The 15,975-nt window shown below is 63.0% G+C and carries 18 protein-coding genes, 2 pseudogenes and 1 other annotated feature; of the genes and pseudogenes, 11 read left to right on the plus strand and 9 right to left on the minus strand.

The window, feature by feature from the left end:
* A partial coding sequence (locus LFM09_RS49320; RefSeq protein ID WP_414103592.1) for an IS3 family transposase occupies nt 1–689 on the minus strand: 689 nt, incomplete at its 3' end.
* Nucleotides 689–1,012 (minus strand): transposase, encoded by a 324-nt coding sequence (locus LFM09_RS49325; RefSeq protein WP_414103593.1) that lies wholly within the window; start codon nt 1,010–1,012, stop codon nt 689–691. The genes LFM09_RS49325 and LFM09_RS49320, both read right to left, overlap by 1 nt.
* Nucleotides 1,013–1,470: 458 nt before the next feature.
* Here LFM09_RS49325 and LFM09_RS49330 point away from each other — a divergent pair, with 458 nt between their 5' ends.
* The 4 genes from LFM09_RS49330 (at nt 1,471) to LFM09_RS49345 (ending at nt 5,410) form a co-directional block, all read left to right on the plus strand.
* The gene (locus LFM09_RS49330) at nt 1,471–1,728 is read left to right on the plus strand and encodes a hypothetical protein (protein ID WP_414103594.1); all 258 of its coding nucleotides are present in this window, start codon (nt 1,471–1,473) and stop codon (nt 1,726–1,728) included.
* A gap of 338 nt (nt 1,729–2,066) precedes the next feature.
* Nucleotides 2,067–2,189 carry a hypothetical protein gene (locus LFM09_RS49335; RefSeq protein WP_414103595.1) on the plus strand — a complete coding sequence of 41 codons (123 nt, stop codon included), beginning with the start codon at nt 2,067–2,069 and terminating at the stop codon, nt 2,187–2,189.
* 6 nt (nt 2,190–2,195) lie between these two features.
* A complete protein-coding gene (locus LFM09_RS49340; protein ID WP_414103596.1) occupies nt 2,196–4,730 on the plus strand; it encodes an ATP-binding protein in 2,535 nt (844 codons plus the stop codon).
* 11 nt (nt 4,731–4,741) lie between these two features.
* The gene (locus tag LFM09_RS49345; RefSeq protein WP_414103597.1) at nt 4,742–5,410 is read left to right on the plus strand and encodes a response regulator; all 669 of its coding nucleotides are present in this window, start codon (nt 4,742–4,744) and stop codon (nt 5,408–5,410) included.
* 9 nt (nt 5,411–5,419) lie between these two features.
* Here the strand turns inward: LFM09_RS49345 and LFM09_RS49350 are convergent, their stop codons facing one another.
* Nucleotides 5,420–6,058, minus strand: coding sequence for an NUDIX domain-containing protein (locus LFM09_RS49350; RefSeq protein ID WP_414103598.1), 639 nt, complete (start codon nt 6,056–6,058; stop codon nt 5,420–5,422).
* Nucleotides 6,059–6,257: 199 nt separating this feature from the next.
* On the opposite strand from LFM09_RS49350, the pseudogene LFM09_RS49355 reads away from it, so the two are divergent.
* Nucleotides 6,258–7,446 (plus strand): annotated as a pseudogene (locus tag LFM09_RS49355) (IS3 family transposase).
* Nucleotides 6,536–6,664, plus strand: a sequence feature (AL1L pseudoknot). It overlaps the preceding pseudogene by 129 nt.
* A 788-nt stretch (nt 7,447–8,234) precedes the next feature.
* Nucleotides 8,235–8,618, plus strand: a complete 384-nt coding sequence (locus LFM09_RS49360; RefSeq protein WP_414103599.1) for a response regulator transcription factor — start codon at nt 8,235–8,237, stop codon at nt 8,616–8,618.
* 140 nt (nt 8,619–8,758) lie between these two features.
* On the opposite strand, the gene LFM09_RS49365 is transcribed toward LFM09_RS49360, so the two are convergent.
* The 5 genes from LFM09_RS49365 to LFM09_RS49385 all read right to left on the minus strand — a co-directional run bounded on the left by LFM09_RS49365 (nt 8,759) and on the right by LFM09_RS49385 (nt 10,772).
* Complete coding sequence (locus LFM09_RS49365) at nt 8,759–8,893, minus strand: IS3 family transposase (protein WP_414103600.1); 135 nt, start codon at nt 8,891–8,893, stop codon at nt 8,759–8,761.
* A gap of 15 nt (nt 8,894–8,908) precedes the next feature.
* A complete protein-coding gene (locus LFM09_RS49370) occupies nt 8,909–9,343 on the minus strand; it encodes a DDE-type integrase/transposase/recombinase (RefSeq protein ID WP_414103601.1) in 435 nt (144 codons plus the stop codon).
* Entirely contained in the window at nt 9,234–9,518 is a 285-nt protein-coding gene (locus LFM09_RS49375) for an IS3 family transposase (RefSeq protein ID WP_414103602.1), read from the minus strand. Before LFM09_RS49375 ends, LFM09_RS49370 begins: the two co-directional genes overlap by 110 nt.
* An 18-nt stretch (nt 9,519–9,536) precedes the next feature.
* Nucleotides 9,537–9,866 carry a transposase gene (locus tag LFM09_RS49380; RefSeq protein WP_414103603.1) on the minus strand — a complete coding sequence of 110 codons (330 nt, stop codon included), beginning with the start codon at nt 9,864–9,866 and terminating at the stop codon, nt 9,537–9,539.
* 762 nt (nt 9,867–10,628) lie between these two features.
* On the minus strand, nt 10,629–10,772 hold the full coding sequence (locus tag LFM09_RS49385) for a hypothetical protein (protein WP_414103604.1): 144 nt from the start codon (nt 10,770–10,772) through the stop codon (nt 10,629–10,631).
* 340 nt (nt 10,773–11,112) lie between these two features.
* Between LFM09_RS49385 and LFM09_RS49390 the strand changes: the two genes are divergently transcribed.
* From LFM09_RS49390 to LFM09_RS49410, 5 genes and pseudogenes are all read left to right on the plus strand, one after another.
* Nucleotides 11,113–11,466 carry a transposase gene (locus LFM09_RS49390; protein WP_414103605.1) on the plus strand — a complete coding sequence of 118 codons (354 nt, stop codon included), beginning with the start codon at nt 11,113–11,115 and terminating at the stop codon, nt 11,464–11,466.
* Nucleotides 11,387–11,563 carry a transposase gene (locus tag LFM09_RS49395; protein WP_414103609.1) on the plus strand — a complete coding sequence of 59 codons (177 nt, stop codon included), beginning with the start codon at nt 11,387–11,389 and terminating at the stop codon, nt 11,561–11,563. Before LFM09_RS49390 ends, LFM09_RS49395 begins: the two co-directional genes overlap by 80 nt.
* On the plus strand, nt 11,554–11,895 hold the full coding sequence (locus LFM09_RS49400) for a transposase (RefSeq protein WP_414103606.1): 342 nt from the start codon (nt 11,554–11,556) through the stop codon (nt 11,893–11,895). The genes LFM09_RS49395 and LFM09_RS49400 overlap by 10 nt, the downstream gene beginning before the upstream one ends.
* 93 nt (nt 11,896–11,988) lie before the next feature.
* Nucleotides 11,989–12,204 (plus strand): annotated as a pseudogene (locus LFM09_RS49405) (transposase); the annotation flags it as partial.
* An 868-nt stretch (nt 12,205–13,072) separates the two neighbouring features.
* A complete protein-coding gene (locus tag LFM09_RS49410; RefSeq protein WP_414103607.1) occupies nt 13,073–13,882 on the plus strand; it encodes an IS982 family transposase in 810 nt (269 codons plus the stop codon).
* Between the two features lie 32 nt (nt 13,883–13,914).
* On the opposite strand, the gene LFM09_RS49415 is transcribed toward LFM09_RS49410, so the two are convergent.
* Entirely contained in the window at nt 13,915–14,313 is a 399-nt protein-coding gene (locus LFM09_RS49415) for a hypothetical protein (protein ID WP_414103608.1), read from the minus strand.
* Nucleotides 14,314–15,975: the final 1,662 nt, after the last annotated feature.

Consider the following 15,975-nt stretch of genomic DNA (forward strand, 5'->3'; position numbering starts at 1 on the left):
TATTCGGCGGATTCAACTGATCGTCGCAACACCCTGACTGGGAGGTGGAGCGATGGCGTATGGGCCGAGGCAAAAGCAGGTTCGTGAGTACCGGGGGCAGATGCCGTCACCTGGGCGGCCACGGCCGCCTCGATCGCGGTGGTGACCATCTGGGCGCCGATGTGGTCGGCGACGCTGTAGCCGAGCACTGTGCGGGAGTGCCCGTCGCGGATCGCGCACAGGAACATGTCGCCCTCACCGCAGGTCAGGTACGTGATGTCGGTGAGCCACACGGCGTTCAGGCGGCCTTGGTCGAACTCGCGCTCGACGAGATCCGGCGGGAACGACGCGGACGGGTCGGTCACGGTCGTTCTCGCCTTGAACGTGCGAGGGCTGATGCCCTCGATTCCGATATCGGCCATGACCTTGGCGATGGTCTTGGCGCTGACCACCTCGCCCTGATCCCGCAGTTCCGCGGTGACCCTCGGCGATCCGTAGGTGCCGCCGGAGTCCTTGTGCGCCTGGACGATCTTCACCTCCAGGTCCGCGCGGCGCTGCTGACGAGACGTCAACTCCGTTGCGGCACACCGCTTCACATACGCGTAGTAGCCAGAGGCCGACACGTCCAGCAGTCGCGCCATGCGCCGGACAGCGAACCGCTCGCCCTCGGTCACGCCGGCGATGCCATCGGGGCCGGCGTACTTGGCCATCAGAGCGAACCGGGCCGGTTCTTCTGCATCGCGGCAAAGTACGCCGAGGCTTTTACCAGGAACGCGTTGTCCTTCTCCAGCTCGGCGACCTGTTTGCGCAACCGCTGCAACTCGGCATGCTCAGCCGCCTCCAGGGGTTTCTCCCCGTGCGTCTCGGCCGCGGCGATCCGGCGCCGCTCGTCTTTGACCCAGACGCTCAACATCCCCGCGTCGATCCCCAGCTCGCGGGCAACCTCACTGATCGTGCGACCGGAATCGATCACACGATGCGCAGCCTCGACCTTGTACTCAGCCGTGTACGACCGGCGCTTACGAGGAGGCATACGGACATCCTTCCAGCAGAACCGCTCGTCCTGCTAACTCGGTGTCCACTGCCTGGGGTGAACCTCATGGCACCCGCAAGCGCCGCACTCGTGGGCCAGGACGGTCGATGGATCACTGCCCAGAACCTCGATGCGTTCGGCGGGCTTCGACACCATCCACGTGGCCAGAGGACTTCTCCGAGCCTTGGACAGTCAGGGACCGGTCCGTGGTGTGGTTCTGCTCGGTGGTCCGGCCGCGGGAGTCAAGAGGTCTGGCGGACGCCGCCGACCATCGTTGCATGCGCCGCGTTGGCGGCGTGGCGCTTGAAGAACCTGGCTCAAATGCGTTCGACCGGTTGTACTTCGCTCCCTCGATCAGCAAGCAGGCGTGAGTGTTCGGCTCCGCTGTGGTGGGTCCGGCGTTGTCACAGATGACGCGGTGACCAATTCGAGATGCCGGGCCGCTGGACGAAACCGGTATGTACATTCGTGAAGCGCCCCAACTGGTGATGCCCTCGTTGCAGTGGAGCCTGGTGTGGACTTGGCTCCAGTCGTTGAACCCCCGTTCGTTGAACGTGTGGTTCACCTCGCGCGCATCCTCGGCGCTGACCTGCATCAACGGTGTGGCGTCCCCGACGGTCCGACTCCAGCTGGACATCGGCACCGCGATCGCCCGGCGCAGCTTCACCAGGCACTTCGCGGATCGCGACGGGACGAAACCTCGGACGAGCCACTAGCCAGAGGACTGGGCACGCCGCGCAACTGGCGAGATCTCGTCGGCTTCGCTCGGCCCTGGGCGTCGGCTACCGACGTGGCCACGGCGGCTATTACACGCCGTTACGCCCTGGAGTGATCGCGTGAGTACACAGGGAGAGAAGGGCTTGGGGGGCGCGATTCTGTGACATTTCGTGAGAGACGCCAGCGAGGCTCCGCACGCCGAATGCGTCCGACCTACGCTACCGGTCGTCTGTCATCCCCTTGCAAGCCTTGGTGGTACATGATGCGCTCCGATGCTCGTTTCACAGGCTTGACGACGGTGGTAGGTGTATTCGCCGCATTGTCGATCCTGCCACCGATGCTGAACCTCATTGAGAGGGGTAACACCATCGCGGGTGTACCAGTCGCGATGTTCTACCTGTTCGTCGGCTGGCTTGCGATCATCGCGCTGATCGCGCTGCTCGTACGGGTCTACAAGTGATCCGCGATGTTGCAGACATGGATCGTCGTCGGGATTTCCGTCGCCTACCTGGGCATCCTGTTCGCAATAGCCTTCTACGGGGATCGTCGTGCGGCCTCAGGCCGTAGCATCATCGGCCGCGGCACCATCTACGCGCTGTCACTTTCGGTCTACGCGACGTCCTGGACTTACTATGGGAGCGTTGGACGGGCTGCAGCGACTGGTATCGGCTTCCTGCCGATCTACCTCGGTCCCACGATCATGCTGGCGGCCGGATGGTTGGTGCTGAGACGGATCGTTCGCATCTGTCGACGCCACCGCATTACCTCGCTCGCGGACTTCATCTCCGCGCGGTACGGCAAGAGCGTCGCGTTGGGCTGCCTGGTCACGGCTATTGCTGTGGTGGGTGTCATCCCGTACATCGCGCTGCAGCTCAAAGCGGTTTCTACCACATTCGAGATCATTCGCCGAACATCGGTTGAGACGTCGGACTCAGCGCTGACATCTGTGCCGGTGTACCAGGACACCGCGCTGTACGTCGCCCTGTTGCTCGCAGGCTTCACGATCCTGTTCGGTACCCGGCATCTGGACGCGACCGAACGTCATGAAGGCATGGTCGTCGCGATCGCCTTCGAGTCCGTGGTGAAGCTGGTCGCCTTCGTCGCGGCCGGAGTCGCGGTGACTTGGGGACTTCATGACGGTTTTGGAGATCTTTTCGCCGAGGCGGCGGAGGCCGGCCTGACGCAGGTGTTCGGTCTTGGCGACTCCTCGGGCGCCTGGATCTGGTTGACGGTGTTGTCGATGTTCGCGATCATCCTGCTGCCGCGCCAATGGCAGGTGGGCGTTGTCGAGAACGTAGATGAAGCCCATGTCAAGCAGGCCATGTGGCTGACCCCACTGTACATGCTGGCGGTCAGTGTGTTCGTGTTGCCGATAGCTGCCGCCGGCTTGCTGCAGTTCGGTCCGGGGAGTGACGCTGACACGTACGTGCTGACAGTTCCAATGGCGGCCGGTCTGGAACTGCTGACACTGCTGGTCTACATCGGCGGCCTGAGTGCCGCCACCGGAATGATCATCGTCGAGACCGTGGCGTTGTCGACCATGGTCTCGAACTCGATCGTTGTGCCGATCCTGTTGAAGAGTGCCTATCAGGGTGATCTGGCCAAGCTGATCAAGTTTTCCCGACGAGCGTCGATCGTAGCCGTGATGCTGCTGGGCTACGCGTATTTCCGGTTCGCCGGGGAGAGCGCGGCATTGGCATCCATGGGATTGATCTCGTTCGCCGCCGTCGCCCAGTTCGCCCCGGCGATCCTCGGAGGCCTGTTCTGGAAGGGTGGCAACCGAAACGGCGTTCTCACGGGGCTAGTCGCCGGCTTCGTGGTGTGGGCATACACGTTGCTGATCCCCAGCTTCGCCGCTGTCGGCTGGCTGTCGAACAACTTCCTGAACGATGGTCCGTTCGGAATCCGTGCGCTGCGACCGGAGCACCTGCTCGGCATCACAGGGATGGACAACATCAGCCACGGCATGTTCTGGACCATGGTGGTCAACGTCGGCTGTTATGTCGTCATCTCCCTGCTGGGCAAGCAGAACCCGCGGGAACAGGCACAAGCGGTGCAGTTCGTCAACGCACTTGAGGAGCCTTCGCAGCTCGCGATGCTGCGCAAGCAAACTGTCTCGGTGGGGTCGTTGTACCACACCGTGTCCCGTGCTCTTGGAGTCCGTGTGGCAGACAGGACTTTCGCCGCCGTGAATGCCGATCCGAAGTCTCAGAAGAACGCTGACGCGGCCTTGCTGCGCCACGTCGAAGCCGTGCTCGCAGGTGCGGTAGGACCGGCGTCCGCGCAGATGGTGATGACGGCAGTGGCAGGAGAAGAACAGCTCAGCGTAGTCGAGGTCATGGACATGATCGACGAGGCCTCGCAGGAAGCAACGCTCGAGGAACGAACGAGGCTGGCACGTGAGTTGCACGATTCCGTGTCGCAGGCCCTGTTCTCCATGACCCTGCACGTCCGCGCGGTGGAGCTCTCGCTGAAGCGAGAAGGTCTCGACGAGAACGGGCCGGTGGCGAAGGGTGTGCGCGAGCTTCGTTCACTCACTCAAGGTGCGCTGATGGAGATGCGGGCTTCATTGTTCCAGCTGCGCCCTGATGCATTGCGTGAGGACGGTTTGGCAGAGGCGATCCGCAAACAGTCCGCGGCCATCGCGTCGCGCGAGGGCGTGGAGATAACTGTCGAAGTTCCTGGTTACAGGCTGTCACTCGACGACGCTGCTGAGGCCGAACTGTTCAGGGTGGTGCAGGAGGCGGTGCACAACAGCATTAAGCACGCACGACCAACCAGGATCTCGATTTTCATCGAGGAAGTGCGCGACGTCGTGCTCATCGAGGTGGCGGACGACGGCACTGGCTTTGATCCGGAGGCTGTGTCCTTCGGCGGCGGTATGGGGCTGACCGGAATGCGAGAGCGAGTCCAGCAGATCGGCGGCCAGCTGGAGGTTGCCAGCAGTCCCGAGGGATCGACGACGGTAAGGGTGACGGTCACGGCGGTCCAAAGCAGATAGGGAGTAACAGGATGACCACGATCCGAGTGTTCCTGGTCGATGACCACGCTGTGGTTCGTCGTGGCATGTGCGCGTTCTTCGATCTGGTCGAAGACATCGAGGTGGTCGGTGAGGCGATCGACGGCCAAATGGCGATTGACGAGCTCGCCGTTCGTGCCACGCAGGAGGACCTTCCCGAGGTGGTGCTGATGGACCTGCTCATGCCCAGATTGGACGGAATCGGTGCTACAAAAGTGATCAAGGGCCTGTATCCGCAGATCGAGGTCGTGGTCCTCACGTCGTTCGGTGAAGCCGAACGCGTCCACCTCGCTTTGGAAGCCGGCGCTTCTGGCTATCTGCTAAAGGACACCGACGCGGATCAGGTGAGCGCTGCGGTTCGTGCCGCTCACAGAGGACAGGTTCATCTGGATCCTGCAGTGGCAAGGACTCTCACCCGAACCCTGGTGGCGCCGGATCGGTCGGCCAGTGCGCTCACGCCTCGCGAACGTGAGATCTTAGTTCTCGTCGCACAAGGACAGTCCAATCGCGACATCGCAGGCACGTTGGTCATCAGCGAACGCACCGCGCGTACTCACGTCAGCAATGTGCTGTCCAAACTGGGGTTTGTCTCTCGCACCCAAGCTGCACTCTGGGCGGTCCGCGAGGGGTTGGTCATCTCGTCGTCGCCATCCACGATCTGACCAGGGCTGTCATCGCCGAAAGATCCGAGCGTGGCCGCTGCGGTTAACGGCGGTTTTGGCGTCGGCGATGAGCTGCTCACGATCGCGCTTCGTGCCGAAGCCGAGTACGTCAACGTACTCCTGGCTGCTGACGAGAATTCGTGCGTATGTCTCGTGTCGGCACTCGAACGGAGCCATGGTCTCAACCTTCGCTGCATAGACAGGCACGTAGACCATCGGGGCGGAGAGGTCGCGCCACTCCACCCGCATGAGCTGGACGAGGTGCAGTTCACCGAGGGTGATACAGGCCTCTTCCCAGGCTTCCCGTCGTGCGGTGTGCTCCAGGCTCTCATCGGTGTCCTCGACGGTGCCTGCGGGGACCTCGATTCCGCGGTCGAGTTCGACCATGACCAACTCGTCGTCGCCGCTGAAGGCGACCACGGCAACCCCGTAGACCGCACGGGGGTCGACGCCAGGCAGCAGATCGGGATCGATCCAAGTCACCGTTGCCCTGTGCCCCTTGAGAACCACGTTGCTTACTCGATCAACGAACCCCTCACGGGTGTTCGGTACAACACCGGCCAACCTGGACTGCTGGCGAGCCGCCGGTTTTGTGACGCGAGACGTGTTGCCGGTCATCCCTGTGCCTCCGTTCGATCTCTCCTTCATCTGATGCAACTCACTATTCCCGTTCAGACGACGTGAATCATCGGCCTGCGGGCGCGACTGGGTCGGGTATTCGAGGAGCACCGGGACAGGACCACAGGCTTGGGCGGCGTACGTCATATGTCGCGCGCGGGTATCTCGGACACAAGAGCGTTCCGTACCGGGTTTGATGGAGACCATCAAACCCGGATGACGAGGAGCAATGGCCCCGCCGAAGAAGTACCCCGGCGAGCTGTGTGAGCGGGCGACCCGGATGGTCGTGGAGGCCCGCCGGGATCCGGCGTCCGCGATCGGGGCGATCAAGCGGATCGCTGAGCAGCTCGGGATCCACCCGGAGGCGCTGCGGACCTGGGTGAAACGGGCGGAGATCGATGCCGGTGACCGGCCGGGCACCACGACCAGCGATGCGGAGCGGATCGCGCAGCTGGAGCGGGAGAACCGGGAACGGCGTCGTGCAAACGGGATCCTGAAGTCCGCGTCCGCTTTCTTCGCGGCGGAGCTAGACCGCCCCTCCCGCTGATCGTCGACTACATCGATGCCCACAAGCACGAGTTCGGAGTCGAGCCGATCTGTGCCGTGCTGACCGCAGCCGGCGTCAAGATCGCTCCGAGCACCTACTACGCAGCCCGCTCCCGCCCGCCCTCGGCACGCGCGGTCGCGACGCGGTGGTCACCGAGAAGATCAAGGAGGTACACGAGACGAACTACGGCGTCTACGGCGTGCGCAAGATCTACGCCGAACTGGCCCGACAGGGCGGGGTCACCGGGCTTCCGGTCGCCCGCTGCATCGTCGCCCGCCTGATGAAAGCCACTGGACTGCAGGGGATTTCTCGACTGAAGACCCCGCGCACCACCCGCAGCGGCAAGAGCTGCGACCCGCGCCCAGACCTCGTCAAGCGGGAGTTCGCCGCCCCGGCGCCCAACCGGCTGTGGGTCGCCGACATCACCTACGTTCGCACGTTCAGCGGCTGAGTCTATGCCGCGTTCGTGCTCCACGTGTTCTCCCGCCGCGTCGTCGACTGGCAGCTCTCCACGTCACTGCGCACCGATCTGGCCCTCGACGCCCTGGAGATGGGGCTGTGGACCCGCAGCCGCGCCGGGCAGGACACCAGCGCCCTGATTCACCATTCCGACCTCGCCCAATACCGCGCGGTGCGCTACACCCAGCGTCTGGCCGAGGCCGGCGCGGTGGCATCCGTTGGCAGCAAAGGAGATTCCTACGACAACGCCATGGTGGCCGAGGCATTCAACTCGATCGTCAAAGCCGAACCGATCCGCAACAAGGGACCCTGGCGCGGCACCGACGACCTCGAGATCGCCGTCGCCGAGTACATCGACTGTTACAGCCACCGGCGCCTGCACGTCGAACTCGGCCTGATCCCGCCCGTGTAACACGAGACCAACCACCAGCACACAACCGCACCCGTCCCGACACCAAGCGCGTAATCACACCCTCCATCAAACCCGGTGCTTGACACCGAGACGTGACCCGCTGGATGCTGCAACATCCCGACAACCTCGACGATCATGACGGCGCTCGGTTCAACGAGATCCTGGCCCGAAGCTCAGCCTTGAGAGGCCGGCCTACCACGTCGCGTCCTTCGCGGAGATGATGACCGGCTGGCATGGGGAGCGTGTCGACGCCTGGATCGCCGCGGTGGGAGCGGATGACCTCCCGGAGTTGCACTCATTCACGGCTAGCCTCACACGCGACCGCGCAGCGGTTGTTAACGGACTCACCATGGAGCACAACTCCGGACCAGTGGAAGGCGCCGTGTCGCGTTTGAATCGATCAAGAAAAGCTTGTACGGGAGGGCAGGGTTCGACCTGCTCCGCAAGAAGGTTCCCTGCCGAGTCTGACGCAGCCAAAAGTTGATCACGTAATCAGCGACAGGACCCTTTTCGCAGAGCGCCATCAGCTCATGCATGTTTGTGGCAGCATGCGCTCAGCAGGCTGAAAGACGTTCCATCAACTGGCCGTTGAGCAGTAGTGCCCGACGCAATCCTGCGCTGGACAGCGCAACGCGTCTCTGGTGCACCAGTCAGTTCACGGACTCGGCCGCATCCAGTTCTGTCTCAACCGCGACAAACGTCGCGGTTGAGAGTGGTCATTCGCCGCTCGTCAGCGTCCGGTGACGGTGTGTCTACTTCTGGTGAGTATGCTGCTTGTAGGAGGCACCGTGATCCGCGTCCTGATTGTCGACGACAACCCGAGGGTGCGAAGCGCCGTACGGGCGTTCCTATTGGCACATCACGAGTTCGAAGTAGTCGGCGAGGCGGGGAGCAAGGAGTTGGCCGTACGACTTGCCACGGAGACCTCGCCAGGTGTCGCGATCGTCGACGTTCTGCTGCCTACAGAACGAGAAGGTCTGTCGCTGCTCAGAGTTTTCGTTCAGCAACACAAGATTCCAGTCGTTGCGATGAGTCTCGACAACGCGTGCGCTTCGAACGCACTTGAGGCCGGCGCATATGCGTTCCTAGCCAAGGACGGCTTCTCCGATCGGTTGTTGAGTGCCTTGCTCGCCGCACCTCATGAACGCACTGGCTGGCGGACGCGTGAATGATCTTATGCCTGGTCCAGCTGGCGGTTGAGGAGTTCGATTTGAGGGTTGCTCCGTACCGGGTTTGATGGAGACCATGGGGTGCCCTGGGTTTTGTGGAGTCGCGCTTCTGGATCTCATGGCGCGATGACCGCGTTCTCGTACTATATTGGGGTCAGCATGCCGAGCCTGCTGTGGCGACGTTGCCGGTTGTGGAAGATCTCGAGGTACTCGAAGATCGCGTTGGGCAACTCGATGCGGGTGCACCAGCGCTGGCGGTCGAGCAGCTCGACCTGCATGCGTGACCAGAACGACTACATCGCGTTGTCGTAGCAGTCACCGACACTGCTCATCGACGGCACGAGCCCGGAATCCTTGGCGCGCTTGGTAAACGCCCATGAGCCGTACTGCGCGCCCTGATCGGCGGGGATGATCGCTCCCCGGCCGGGGCGACGGCTGTCGATGGCCATGCCGGGGGCGTTGGTCACCAACGCCGCCGTCGGCAAGGAGTCGATCGACCAGCCCATCACGCGGCGGGAGTAGACGTCGAGCACAACCGCGCAGTAGACCTTGCCCTCGCGGGTGTGATGCTCGGTGATATCGGTAAGCCACTTACGATTCGACTGCGTGACCGTGAAGTCACGATAGACCAGGTCGGTGGCGATCAGGTGCGGCTTGGCCCGCCGCCGCTTCGGCCGGCCCATCACGCTGGCGATGCCAGCGCGGCGCATCAGCAGTTCCCACCGCACCGTGCCCGACTACGATGCCCCGCCCCAGCCGAAGCTTCGCATGCACCCGGCGGGACCCGTAGACACCACGGGAGGCCTGGTGCACCTCCGTGATCAGGTCGGTCAGCCAAACGTGCCGGATCGACCGCGCCGACGGCGGCCGCGACAGCCAGTTGTAGTAGCCGGAGACCGACACGTACCCCCGGCAAGCGACCTATACCGGGATGCCCTCGGCGGCCATCACCTTGACCGCCTCGTATCTCCTTTGGGGGTACCACCCCTCGCACCAGTTCGATGGCGCGGCGTGTCGCCCGCAGCCAGTCTCCAGCACGGTGATCCGGCGTTTCACGGCGGTCAGCTCGGCCTTCTCGCCGCTGCTCAGGCCTGGCTCGAAGGCACGGTCGATGCGGTCCTGTCGTCGCCAGGTGTAGATCGTCTGGTCGCTGATCTCGAGATCTCTGGCCACGTCGGCGACCGTACGGCCGGCCTCGATCAGATCCAGCACCTTCCGCCGGAACTCCGGCGGATATCCACGTCGTCCCATACCACCCTCTCAAGATTGAGTGGCACAAGAATCCAACAACCTACCTCCGGAGAACCCAGGGCACACCATCCGAAAGGGTGCGCGGCGTCTCGTCTCCGACCCAACACATGGAGCTGGATCGCTACGGCGCAGAGCCGCTGTTCCTCGTTCTGACAGAGCGGGAGGAGAAGGCCTCCGTCGCGATCGCGTCCAACGAGTCGTTCGCCAGCTGGACCAGACCTTCATCTACTCGCAGCGCTGCGCCGCGATCGTCGACCGGCTCACCTTCGGCGGCAACATCATCGAGAAAAGAGCCGACTCCTACCGCCTTGGATAGACCGGCGCGTGCCACGGCTTCATTGCGGTGCCTTTGAGAGGATGGAGGACCGTCGATCCTACCGAGAAGACCCGCCCCCTAAAGCCACCTGTAGCCACGGCGGCAATCGATGACTACAACGCACCATAGAAATTCACCAGTCGGTCAATAGTTGACAGACTGGTCGGCGCCCCGGCTGTGAAGCTCATGCCGGGGCGCCGACCGAAGGGCAACAGCGAACACTCACTGCAAACTACGGACGCTGGAGCTTTCGGGCCAACTACCCGATTTCGAGAAATGCGTCGCGCAAGGATCAAGATCCCCAAGGCACAGCACGCTTCAACAAAGCTGCCGACCTCGTCCTCTACCAGCTCCAACGCCTCCATCACGACCAATGGGCCATGAACGGAAACAAGCGGAAGCAGTACCGCCTCAGCAGAGAACTACTTCACGTCCCACCCATCAGATCAGCAGTAACCGCCGGACCCAGAGGTGCCACCGCCCTCGTTCACGATGACCGTTCCATTGCCGCCGCCCGGCAGCAGGGCGCCGTCGGACCAAAATCCGCCGACCTCGTCCTCAATCAGCTTGACAAGCTCCAACGTCTCCATAGCAACCCCTTAATGCGAGAAGATCATCGACCGTTCGGTCGAAGCCAGAAGAACCTGACAGAAGTCACATTAGCTTCCCCCGAAGCACCTGCCTACACCGGTTTTCACTCGGTGAAATAAACCGGTGAGATCCGCAAGGAGCATGCACCACGGGGACCGAGGGGCAGGCGTACCGCCCTAGACTGGGATCAAGCCATTGACAGAACCCAAGGAGGCAGCGTAACGAAGCAAGTTTGTAGTGGTGCCCGCAGCACACGGCCAGTAGTCCGAGTACTGACAAGTGGGCCTGACCCGTTTTGACGGACACCCGAGATCAGGGGTTTTGCCCCTGGATGTCTTTATGAAGACCACGGGCTCGAACAGGCCCCGGCGTCCTCGTCGTGCGTTCATCCCGGAGTTCAAGGCGGAGATCGTCGAGCAGTGCCAGCGTGGTGACCGCTCGATCGGTCAGGTCGCGAAGGACTTCGACCTGACCGAGACCGCCGTGCGCGAGTGGGTCCGCCAGGCCGAACGCGACGCCGGGACCCGCGACGACGGCGGCCTGAGCAGCGACGAGAAGGCTGAGCTCGCCGCCNGGTCAGGTCGCGAAGGACTTCGACCTGACCGAGACCGCCGTGCGCGAGTGGGTCCGCCAGGCCGAACGCGACGCCGGGACCCGCGACGACGGCGGCCTGAGCAGCGACGAGAAGGCTGAGCTCGCCGCCCTGCGGCGGGAGAACCAGCGGCTGCGCGAGGACGTGGAGATCCTCAAACGGGCCGCAGCTTCCTTCGCGTCAATGCCATGCTCGTAGTGCCTGGCGAGGCTCGCTCGTTTCTTCACTGCGTCAGCGGGTGCGACCGCGGCTCGACCTACACCTCGATCCGCTTCGCGCAACGCTTGGCGGACAACGGAATCCTGCCGTCGATGGGCTCGGTCGGCGACTCCTACGACAACGCGCTGATGGAAAACTTCTTCTCCACGTTGAAGATCGAACTCGTGTACCGGAACTCGTGGCGCACCCGCGACGAGGCCGAGAACGCGATCTTCAGCTACATCGACGGACCCTGTTGCGCAATTGGAAGGCCTGCGTGTGGCGCGACTGACGTGGTGCGTGATCATCTTGTTGATCTTGCCTACCTGTGAGCGGAGCACCTGGTGTCAATGCAGCCACGGCCGGACGTCCCCGAGTTGACCGCGCAGGTGGCTCGCGCGGCATTTCCCAAGGGCTGCTTGGCAATGAGCGTTCGTGACCAGCTGGGTCCGCTGTTTGACGACGACGTCTTCAGGTCCGCCTTCGGGGTTCGAGGGCGACCGGGCATCTCTCCCGGACAGCTCGCCCTGGTCAGTGTGTTGCAGTTCGCGGAGAACCTGACCGACCGGCAAGCAGCCCACGCGGTGAAGTCCCGGATCGACTGGAAATACCTGCTGGGACTGGATCTCTCGCACGCGGGTTTCGACTTCACCGTGCTCACCGGGTTCCGTGACCGCCTTCTCGCGCACGGCCTGGAAGAGACGGTCCTCGACCTTCTGCTTCAACGGCTGGCCGAGCTGGGTTTGGTCGCGGCCAAAGGGAGACAGCGTACCGATTCCACACACGTGCTGGCCGCGGTCCGAGAGCTCAACCGCCTGGAATTCGTCGGTGAAACGCTGCGAGCGGCGTTAGAGGCACTGGCTGTCGCGGCCCCAGACTGGCTCGGCGGATGGATGGAACCCCAGTGGCAGCAACGGTATGGGGTGCGGGCGGATGCCTACCGGCTGCCCAGCGCCGAGGACAAACGTGCCGAGCTCGCCCGCCAGGTCGGTGCCGACGGCTACTGCCTGCTGGAAGCAGCCACCGTGCCCGCCGCACCGCCATGGCTGCGGGAGATTCCGGCGGTCATGATCTTGCGGACCGTGTGGCTGCAGCAGTACTACCGCGTGGCCGACAGTGACACGCAGGAGGTGACCTTGCGCGGTAAGGACGATGTTCCGCCCAGCAGAAACAGGATCACCTCCCCGTACGACGTCGACTCCCGCTACGGGATGAAGCGAGGGGCCGGATGGGACGGCTACAAGGTTCACTTCAGCGAGACCTGTGACGGCCCTGACGAAGTCAACCGCCCTCACCTGATCACCAACGTCGTCACCACCGATGCGACGGTGAACGACGCGGTGGTGATCGAGCGGGTACACAGTGGTCTGGAGCGCAGGAACCTGCTGCCGTCCGAGCACTTTGTCGACGCCGGCTACACCTCGGCCGAGCTGTTACTGGAGTCGCGGGCCGGATCCGGTGTCACCATTATCGGCCCGGTGCGGTCGAATACCACACGGCAGGCCGTCCATGGTGCTGGCTTCGGCACGACGGCCTTCGCGATCGACTGGGACGGCAAGCAAGCCACCTGCCCGACCGGGACAACCAGCAAATACTGGACCGAGGGATTCGATCACAACAAGCGACCCGCGATCCGAATCCGCTTTGCCACCAACACTTGCGCAGCGCAACGCAGTTCCGCTACTCAAGCACGTGATCCGGATGCTCGCCGTCGACACCGATCTGTGGACCGACGCGACCTGGGTGGTCGACTCCACACCGGTCGAGTGCGCCCGCTCCCGAGAGGCGGCCAGACGATCGGAGTTGGCCGGCTGGGCCGGTTACGGCTACTGCTCGTCGCACTCGCGGTTCTTCTGGGGCCTGCGCCTGCACCTGATCTGTACCCCGGCCGGGCTGCCGGTCACCTGGGCGCTGGCCAACCCGAAACTCGACGAACGCCAGGTGCTGATGGCGATCCTGGATCACGACGAGACCGTCCTGCACGACCGCCCCGGTCTGCTGATCATCGCGGACAAGGGCTACGTGTCGCGCGAACTCGACGCCTACCTGGCCGAGCGCGGAGTGCGGCTACTACGCCCGAACTACCGCAACCGCACCCCACACCCGGCCCAGCACCTGCTCAAACCCGTCCGGCAACTCATCGAGTCAGTCAACGACACCCTAAAAGGCCAGCTCGACCTCGAACTGCACGGCGGCCGCACCATCGACGGCGTCACCGCCCGCATCTCCCAGCGACTACTGGCGCTGACCGCCGCGATCTGGCACAACCGCGCCACCGGCCAGCCCGTCACGCGATCCCTGATCGCCTACGACCACTGATCAGTTAGGACTTACTCGTCTAGTCGAGCATCTCAAACCGCAGGAGTCAGGGCCCAGTGGTTGCCGGCCGCAGTCGTGCCGTAGGTGGCGACGACACCACCCTTACTAGGTCGGAAGCTGCCGTTCTGAACCCAGAAGGTGTTCGTCGACGTGTTGTAGATGCCGCGAACCTCGATGGGCTCGATGGTGCTACTTGTACCGAAGTTGTAGAAGGTCCGGCAAGCTCCCCTGTCGACGATCGTGGTAGTGCGCCCACCGCGCCATGGGAATTTGACGTATGACGCGTAGTTGCCGTAGGAGCAAACCTCCAGTTGGCCCGGTCCCGCCGCAGAGGCGGGCGAGGCAGTGGCAAGGAGGGCTGCTGTGGACATGGTGACGATTGCGCCGGCGGACGCCACAATCCGCTTGGTGCACTTCGCTGAGATCTTCAAGTATTACTCCTCTGTTACAAGCGATAAGGGGAGCGGGGTTTGCGTCGGAGCCGTCGCCAAACGGCGCTTGAACACGCGTATCCGCTCCGCATGAGCATCTGGCGTGTTTGGGAACCTGTCGTGCTCGATGCCCGCAGTCACGCCACGTCGAAGAGTGCATCATCATGGCGGTGAGAATGACAAGCCAGAGGAGAGCAAGGGCATTGAACGTCGCACGTTCTTACATCTTGTCTCAAATGGCCCCCTTGGTGAGGGCGACGTGTTGGATCTGGCTTCAGTCCTCGAGCGACAGGCGGATGCGTCTGGGCAGCGTTAGATGATGGAGCAGACGAGGGGAAGCGTCCTCGGATGTCGCCGTGAATCTCCCAAGGGTCTGTAACCGTAGTACCCGCAGTAGCGGCCATTGTCATTGCCGTCGACTCGTCGACGCAGTAGGGCCGGACTGGCGACATGATGGCCTCTTTGGGCGCCCAAGGTCGAAGGTATTGAGTGCAAGAACTAGCCTGTGATCTTCGATCAGGCCCTCGGTCACCGACCGCAGCCGGCATTGCGGGGCGTCGATTGAAGCGCGGTGTCCGACGTGCCGAATAGTGTCAAGCGCGCCGGTTAACGGGCTCAATGAACCTCTGCGCGTCGGATACCCACAGCTAGCAGGTCGCACGACGCGATGCCGTCTATGAACAGGTCCGGGCTCGCAACCAAGTGCCACCGGTGCGCGTCCAGCAGCCGATTGCCAGGATGCCATGTCGCGATCGGGCAGAGACCGCGTTGCTGCCTGCGCTCGTGTGTGGGGCCTGTGGGCCCTAGCTGCCGTTCTTGTGGCCGAGTAGACCGGCGGACAACGCCTGGGTAAATCGTCTCAGGGCAGGACTGCATGGTGGTGTCGGCCTGAAGGCGCAGGGAGCACCGCGAGATCATTCTTGATCACAAACGCGCCGAACAGTGTCAGCCCAGATCAAAAGGGCGAAGACTAGTGTCATTTCGGGCATTGCTCTGAATCCGGCACGTGATAAACTTCATGTCGCACCTTCGCGTGAAGTTAACCGTTCCTTAAAGCCTGGTCTCTTGCGACTTAACTCCGCGTCGATTCCGCAAGATCGCCTGCTGTGGGAGTGCATGAGTCGTGGTCGTTCTTTCGCGGTTCGTTACTTTGGCTCTGGTCTGTGGTAGGGGCCGGCCTTCGGGAACGCTCCGGGGCGCTTGCAAACCTTCATTGTACATGAACCTGAGCGGACCCCTGGTCGCTTCTCCTTGATTGACGCAAGACGTTTCGCTGGTCAGGCGGGCCAGACGTGGATAGTTTATTGGTGGCGTGGCCAGCAACCCGCGACGTGGCCGCGTGCTGCGATCTGATGTGGTGTCACTGGTGTAGCGGGTTTCGTGGATGCTGACCTGGCGCGGCGCGTCGGTGCATCTCTACTAGTAGAGATGCTGTCGCAAGCACCGCGACGTGAGAAGGCGTCCGAGGCAAGGAGCATGCTGCGTGACTGGAAGTCAGATGAAATGAGGGCCCTTAATGCCAGTCTGGGCAACCGTCCAGAGCAGCGGACGTGCGTAACCGTCAAGAGTGGGGCTGTGAAATGGTCATGACGAGAACCTGGGTGTGGTCAGCGCCCGTGTCGGGTTCTCGTTGTGTTGTCGGGGGTGTGTGATGGCTGTCCG

The sequence above is a fragment of the Lentzea alba genome (assembly GCF_047445655.1).
Lineage (GTDB): Bacteria > Actinomycetota > Actinomycetes > Mycobacteriales > Pseudonocardiaceae > Lentzea > Lentzea alba_A.